The following is a 5,883-nucleotide window of genomic DNA, read 5'->3' as shown; positions in this document are numbered from 1 at the left end:
AAATGGCAGTAATTCGCATGTGCCCCCCTTGCGTGTACAAAGCGTATTAAATATCAAATGATTAATTGCCGACAATAGGCAGCTAAGGCCTCCTGCCAAGGGCGCAAAGGGAATAATTTTTCTGATTGAATTGGAGTGAAACTGTTTTTAATTGCTTTTGTGTTAAAGGTTGTGTGAGGCACCGGTGTAATAGAAACATCAATTTTCAAAATTTTAATTATTTCCTGCATTAATTCATAAAGTGATGCCATTCCGGCATTTGCAATGTGATACAAACCATATGGTCTTTCGTCTTCGATAATTGATTTAAGTTCATTAACGCAATCGGCACTAAAGCTGGGTGAAGCAACAATATCATTTGATATTAGTAAATTACGGTGGCCATCCCGTATTTTTTGGAGCATTTTTTCTAAAAATTGCGTGTTCTTGTCACTGGGTCCAAACTGAATTGACAGCCTTGCAATATAGTACTTCTGGGCAATTGCACGGATATAACTATCGGCACCAAATTTAGTTATTCCGTATATATTGACTGGATTGACAGGACTTGATTCAAGATGATAGTCCGCCGTGGTTCCATTAAATACGGCATCAGTGCTGAAATGAATCAGAATAAAATTATATTTATTGGAGAGTTCCGCTAAATATTGCGGGAAAAGGGTATTAACATGCAGGGCCTCTCGCGGCCTTTCCTCGCAGGCATCAAGCCCGCCGTATACTACTGCATTCACGACCATGTCAGGGACCAACTCTGAGATCTTGGCAGCAACCTGATGAAAGTCACAGATATCGCAATCAGCACGATATACGTTTATCAGTTCACACTCTGTGAAAACTGATCGTATGGCACACCCCATCTTGCCGCTGGGACCAAATATCAATATCCTTTTCCCATACAAACGTTTCATGCCGCTACACAAACTCAAGATGGTCCCTGTCAGCTTCCAAATAATCAAGTATCATTCTGTTGCTGCCATCGACGACACAGTGATGATTGCAGACCGTGGCAGGCTTAATAGCATAAAATCTGTTCTTGTCTGAAAACCAGACATCTCTGAAACGCTCTTCCTTAATAGATCCGAGCAACCCCTCCTGAAGATTATAGGCCTTGTCATGACACGAATATATATTCTGGTCGGCTCCTATTACTGGAGATATCTGGAGGTATGGACACCAGTTGTACGTTTTTCTGAAAGTGTCCAACTGGGTATGATATGAGTCAAACAATTCAAAATCACTGCTGGCAAAGTCTGCGATAGCTCGTTCGGTTTGCTCCTTAACCGGTGCGAAGAGCGCTTCATGGTACTTGTTGTTTTCGTAACCGCTGTTGCTGACAATGCAGGGAGAAACCTTGACGCTGTTGACACCGGTTTGGTGCAATAGCTTTATTAGATCATAAATGTGCTCAAAGTTCCTGTTATCAACAACGATGCAGACCCCCAGATAGCATGAACCTGCAAACTTTTTGAACTGCTTCATGTTATGGATGATCTTGGAAAATTCACCATCAGGGCAGCCGCGATATTTCTGATAACTAGCGTCGTCCCAACCATCCATGGAGACCCGCAACCAGGTTGCATGGTGGGCAAATAGTTCAGCAACTTCACCGGTAAGACGCGAGCCGTTGGTGAGTGCGGCAAATTTGAGGGGACTGTTTGCTAATTTCTGAGCCGTTTCAAGTAGGTGCGGGTAACAAAAGGGGTCGCCTCCACCGCTAAAAGTTACCGCCTTAACCCCCATTTCAACCAGATCATCAATAATTTCGAACATTTTATTTTTTGGAATAAAATCCGTCACGTTCATATTCTGGCCCAACTGCAGATTCTCAGCCCGATAGGCACAGTACCAGCAGTTATGGTTACAGACATTGGTGGGCTTAAGCCGAACATTGATTGGCGGCTGTATTTCACCTGAACCTACAGGTAATGAATTCAGCTTTTCCTTAAAATGGAATATTTTCATCCTAGTGTATAGTAGTCCCATGCTATTCCTGCACCTTTCAGATTAGTTGAAGAATATGAACTCATAATCCCCGTTATAGCCGAATTCCTTAAACAGCCACTCCCATTCCCCTGGAGTAAAGAAGGCAGTGCATGTTAAGGCCCAACATTGAAGATTAAATAGTTCCTCCTCATTTCGATATCCTTCAACAACCAGGTATTTTTGTTTTCCAACCCGCTCCATCTGTTGAAGCGCAACCTTTAAATCCGGCAGATATAAATTATGTAGACTGGTAAGAGAGATAACAAGATCAAACTCATGTTTTTGAAAAGGAAGGACGTCTTGTGCTCGATGCACGAAGAGATTGCTACGGATTTCCTCTTTGGCATTGGCAATCGCATAGTCTGAGATATCAAAGCCAACAATGCGGGCGTCAGGCAACAACAACTGCAATTCATACAGCAGGAAACCTTTGCCACAACCAATATCAAGAATCGAGCAATCAGGTGCAAGAGCGTAATCTGCAATCAAACGTTCTGCAACCGGCTTCCATCTGCCATCATACCTAAATCCGCCATAACCATAGCGCCGGTCACCATCCCAGAAGTCAGCACCAAACTGACGTGCCACCTTCATGCATTCAACCTTTGCATCACACATCCTTGGCAGGTAGTCACGTTTCGTACTGGTATGCAACGGAGTGAAATAGTCTCTCAGGATTCCCATTACGTAACCTTCCAAAGCTTTTTTACCATAGCGGCTATCGCTGCAGCATCGATACCCCAAAGCCTTCTCATCCCGGCAGTATCATGTACCTCGTGAATAAACCGGGATGGTATACCCAAGGTAGTGAGTGAACAGGGCATGTCTGAATCCATAATGATATCCCGCAATGTGGCGCCAAGACCGCAGGAAGAATAGTGCTCTTCAACGGTGACGACAGTTCTCACCCCCTGCAGGCATTGCAGCAAGGCATCACGATCAAGTGGCTGCACCATTGGCACAGAAAAAACACGTGGCCTAATGCCTTCCTCTGCCAAAATCCTGGATGCATGCAGAGTTTCTTCACCGATGGAGCCATGGCAAAACAACGTAACAGATGAATCCCCCCCAACCAGAAGTTGCGGTTTACTGATATCAAATTGCTGGGTGCAGTGAATAGTCGGTTCGCCACGTTTAGCCAGCCTGATATATACTGGGGAAGAAGCAGACAGGGCATAATGAGCGGACAGTTGTGCTTCTACTGGATCAACAGGAGACAAGACGGTCAAGTTGGGCAGGGTACGAGCAATACCTAAATCTTCAACAGAGTAGTGCGTCATTCCCATAGGAGCGTAGGTCAATCCACTGCCGATACCGGCCAAGATAATTGGTAACTTCTGGTAACAGATGTCGTTACGTACCTGCTCATAACAACGGTACAGTACAAAGGGAATAATGTTATACACCAACACCTTGTACCCAGCCATTGCCATGCCGGCAGAAAAACCAATCATATTTTGTTCCGCCGCGCCGAGATTAAGGAACTGGTCGGGATATTCTTCTTTGAATACATCGAATACCCCTAATCCAGCATCTCCACTAATAACAAATAGATCGTCCCGATCTTGGCAAGCCTCCAAAATCGTATTGATAAAAGCGTTTCTCATGACAACTCTTCCAACGCCTTGCATTTGTGCGCATCTGTTACCATGTAGTAATGCCAAACAAGCTGGTCTTCCATGAATGACACTCCTTTGCCTTTGGTAGTCTTTGCGATCAGTATCTTGGGTTTTCCCTGTGAATCTTCACGCAACGCAGCGCGCAGTGCATTGTGATCATGCCCATCAACTTCCAGAGCGTGCCAGCCGAAGGCGCTCCATTTTTCACGCATCGGCTCAAAAGCACAAATTTCGTTTGGACGTCCATAGCCTTGCAGATTGTTATGATCCATGATGGCGGTAAAGTTATCCAGACCAAGTCCACCAGCGAACAACGCCCCCTCCCAAATGGACCCTTCCTGGGATTCTCCATCACCGATTACGGCAAAGATCTTCCGGTTATTATCCTGTTTTTTAAAGCCGTAAGCCATGCCAAGCCCCATATTGAAACCATGTCCAAGAGATCCGGCAGACACCTCAATCCCTTTGGCTGTACAACGATCAAGGTGAGCGGGAAGTGTCCCACAATTCTGGTAATACCCTTCAATATCCTCTTTCATCAGGATACCCTTTGCATGGAGAATACTGTAAAGCGCCATGGCGGCATGCCCCTTGCTGAGTATAAAAATGTCACGTTTGTGCCATGGTTCCAGGCGAAGGACGTCATCATATAGCACCGCCAGAATATCAACACAGGAAAGACATGATCCAACATGTGGGCTTTGGGAGCGGTTAGCCATTTCGATAATGGTACGCCGGACTTGTAGCGCGGTATCGTAAGTACTCATAATGAGGTTTGCTCTCCCATTATTTCGGTGGCTGAATTAATAATCTTGTCAAAATCAAAATGAGCCATACAGAACATTTCGGTCCTGCATTTTATGTCAAAACAGGGCATCGCTGAACATTGCGATGAAGACTGAATGAGTTTCCCTCCTGTATAGAAGTAAACCTCACTTGCATCAGTCGGCCCGAAAAGCCCGATCACCTTTTTTTTCAGCGCAAATGCCAGATGCATTCCCAGACTGTCATTTGAGACCAGCAATCGACATGAGTTAATCCAGTCCATATATTCATGTAAATTGGCTTTGCCCTCCTGCCAGGAAACCGTATACCCCAGCTCTAGAAAACGCTTTTCCAGCTCCTTCCACAACTCTAGCGGCATTCCCTTGACAGGCCATTTTGAACCAACCTCATAATTAAATCCAATATCAAACGTTTCTTGGCTCTTTGGCTGATAGCCAATAATGTATGGCTGGCCTTTCCAGACCGCCCCCATCATCTCAATCAAAACCTGCTGCCAATACCCTTTGGTTGTATCGCTTTTTTTCTTTGCGATATAGTTCATAAAATTGAGGCCCTTTTCGTAACCATGGTACAGTCCACTCACTGACTCGAAGCGAAACCCATATTTAGTCCAGGCGTCAATCATGTCGGCCAGGGCACACACGCCGGCAATTTTTTCAAGATTTATCAGAATATCAAATTTTTCACGCATCAGTTGAAATGGCACAAATTCGTCCCACACCAATATCCGGTCTATCAGCGGATTTGCTTGAAGCAACGGCTCGGCATTTGAAGTAACCAGCCAGGTTATATGGGCATCAGGGTATTTTTCTTTAACTGCCCAAAGAAGTGGAGTTGTGCGCAGAACATCTCCAAGGCTGGGAACTTTACCAATTTCAGGGTCCAAAGTTTCAGAATAACCAAGTTTAATAATCAATATTTTGGTAGACATTGTGTTAGTCCCGGCTTAAATGAAATTCACATGGTTCGGTTGGTTATTTAAAAATGCCAGAAACTCATTTATACGTGCCATTCGGCAGTTGACCCGGCATTCATGGCCGATCTCAAGTTCGAACTCTGCAAAACAAATAGATTTTTCCCGCTTCTCTCCCCAAAAAATATCCTTCATTGTCTCTAAATAAATATTTCCTACCCTGAAACGTTCATCATTAAGATAAACACTGCAGGTGTAAAAATCCCCTTTTGAGGAGATGTAGCCCCAAAACGGCAATGCACGGCAGGAGTGATAGCTCTGCACACCTTTTTGATACGCCTCTGTAGCCGCTTTGCGGAAAATTATAGCCGTTTGGGTCGTACTGCTGTTGGTAAAGCTTTGGACCGCCAGCTCTACCGAGTCTATAATTTCATCACTGTAGGTAAAACCGCTTTTATTGATCATTTGCGGATGTTCCGAGTACGGCTTAAAACTCAGATAATCAACACCAATTTCCGAATAAAGATTGAGTGCAGCCTCAATATCCAGCAGATTTTGCTGAATCATTAAAAACTGCACGCC

At 44.6% G+C, this 5,883-nt stretch carries 7 protein-coding genes; all 7 read right to left on the bottom strand.

The window, feature by feature from the left end; all coding sequences use genetic code 11:
• Window positions 1-53: 53 nt before the first annotated feature.
• Window positions 54-908 (bottom strand): SDR family oxidoreductase, encoded by an 855-nt coding sequence (locus OEL57_RS13375; RefSeq protein ID WP_300741082.1) that lies wholly within the window; start codon window positions 906-908, stop codon window positions 54-56.
• 4 nt (window positions 909-912) lie between these two features.
• Window positions 913-1,962, bottom strand: a complete 1,050-nt coding sequence (locus tag OEL57_RS13370; RefSeq protein WP_300741083.1) for a radical SAM protein — start codon at window positions 1,960-1,962, stop codon at window positions 913-915.
• A 42-nt stretch (window positions 1,963-2,004) separates the two neighbouring features.
• A complete protein-coding gene (locus OEL57_RS13365; protein ID WP_300741081.1) occupies window positions 2,005-2,577 on the bottom strand; it encodes a class I SAM-dependent methyltransferase in 573 nt (190 codons plus the stop codon).
• Window positions 2,578-2,666: 89 nt separating this feature from the next.
• Window positions 2,667-3,590 (bottom strand): transketolase family protein, encoded by a 924-nt coding sequence (locus OEL57_RS13360; protein ID WP_300741080.1) that lies wholly within the window; start codon window positions 3,588-3,590, stop codon window positions 2,667-2,669.
• Window positions 3,587-4,369, bottom strand: coding sequence for a transketolase (locus tag OEL57_RS13355; protein ID WP_300741079.1), 783 nt, complete (start codon window positions 4,367-4,369; stop codon window positions 3,587-3,589). Before OEL57_RS13355 ends, OEL57_RS13360 begins: the two co-directional genes overlap by 4 nt.
• A complete protein-coding gene (locus OEL57_RS13350; protein WP_300741078.1) occupies window positions 4,366-5,319 on the bottom strand; it encodes a glycosyltransferase family 9 protein in 954 nt (317 codons plus the stop codon). Before OEL57_RS13350 ends, OEL57_RS13355 begins: the two co-directional genes overlap by 4 nt.
• A gap of 15 nt (window positions 5,320-5,334) precedes the next feature.
• On the bottom strand, window positions 5,335-5,883 hold a 549-nt coding region (locus OEL57_RS13345), incomplete at its 5' end, for an SPASM domain-containing protein (protein ID WP_300741077.1).

It is taken from the genome of Trichlorobacter sp., assembly GCF_030247655.1.
GTDB lineage: Bacteria > Desulfobacterota > Desulfuromonadia > Geobacterales > Pseudopelobacteraceae > Trichlorobacter.
Note: the sequence above shows the minus strand (reverse complement) of the source record. Positions and strands in the feature narration are given on the sequence as shown.

Coding starts and splice junctions, on each gene's coding strand:
- OEL57_RS13375 (WP_300741082.1), bottom strand. CDS start 908: ATGAAACGTTTGTATGGGAAAAGGATATTGATATTTGGTCCCAGCGGC.
- OEL57_RS13370 (WP_300741083.1), bottom strand. CDS start 1,962: ATGAAAATATTCCATTTTAAGGAAAAGCTGAATTCATTACCTGTAGGT.
- OEL57_RS13365 (WP_300741081.1), bottom strand. CDS start 2,577: ATGAAGGTGGCACGTCAGTTTGGTGCTGACTTCTGGGATGGTGACCGG.
- OEL57_RS13360 (WP_300741080.1), bottom strand. CDS start 3,590: ATGAGAAACGCTTTTATCAATACGATTTTGGAGGCTTGCCAAGATCGG.
- OEL57_RS13355 (WP_300741079.1), bottom strand. CDS start 4,369: ATGAGTACTTACGATACCGCGCTACAAGTCCGGCGTACCATTATCGAA.
- OEL57_RS13350 (WP_300741078.1), bottom strand. CDS start 5,319: ATGTCTACCAAAATATTGATTATTAAACTTGGTTATTCTGAAACTTTG.